The organism is Vibrio sp. YT-18 (assembly GCF_033337345.1).
GTDB lineage: Bacteria > Pseudomonadota > Gammaproteobacteria > Enterobacterales > Vibrionaceae > Vibrio > Vibrio alginolyticus.
Genome location: NZ_JAWOQO010000291.1, coordinates 1 through 1,028, shown reverse-complemented (window position 1 = coordinate 1,028; position 1,028 = coordinate 1). Strand labels below are relative to the sequence as shown.

Annotated in this window: 1 protein-coding gene; it reads left to right on the top strand. The window is 47.0% G+C overall.

Annotated features, from left to right (window positions below):
• On the top strand, nt 1–1,028 hold a 1,028-nt coding region (lepA, locus tag R7M72_RS26060), incomplete at both ends, for a translation elongation factor 4 (RefSeq protein ID WP_318056588.1).

Sequence of the window (1,028 nt, the reverse complement as noted above, 5' to 3'; positions counted from 1 at the left end):
AATGGCCGCACAGGTTCTGGATTCTATGGATCTTGAACGTGAGCGTGGTATCACCATTAAATCTCAGAGTGTGACGCTAAACTACACCGCTAAAGACGGTGAAACTTATCAGCTGAACTTCATCGATACTCCGGGACACGTAGACTTTGCATACGAAGTATCACGTTCTCTAGCGGCTTGTGAAGGTGCGCTATTGGTTGTTGATGCTGGTCAGGGTGTAGAAGCGCAAACACTTGCTAACTGTTACACCGCGATCGAAATGGATCTGGAAGTAGTGCCAATCCTAAACAAGATCGACTTGCCAGCCGCGGATCCTGAACGTGTAGCTGAAGAAATTGAAGAAATCGTTGGTATTGATGCGATGGACGCAACACGCTGTTCTGCGAAGACAGGTCTGGGTGTTGAGGACGTTCTAGAAAACATCGTATCAGCAATTCCAGCACCAGAAGGTGATCCTGATGCGCCACTACAAGCGCTGATCATTGACTCATGGTTTGATAACTATCTTGGCGTAGTATCTTTGGTACGAATCAAAAACGGTTCACTGAAGAAGAACGACAAGATCAAAGTAATGAGCACAGGCCAAGCTTGGGGTGTAGACCGTTTGGGTATCTTTACACCTAAGCAAGTGGATACTGATGTTCTAAATACTGGCGAAGTAGGTTGGGTTGTTTGTGGTATCAAAGACATCCTAGGCGCACCAGTAGGTGATACGCTAACGTTAGCGAAAAACGGCAGCGATAAGCCACTCCCTGGCTTTAAGAAAGTAAAACCTCAGGTATACGCGGGTCTGTTCCCTGTATCATCTGACGATTGCGAAAACTTCCGTGACGCACTGGGTAAATTCAGCCTAAACGATGCATCGCTATTCTACCAACCAGAAAACTCAGCAGCGCTTGGTTTTGGTTTCCGTTGTGGTTTCCTTGGCATGTTGCACATGGAAATCATCCAAGAGCGTCTAGAGCGTGAATACGATCTCGACCTGATTACCACCGCGCCAACGGTAGTTTACGAAGTTGAGAAAACGG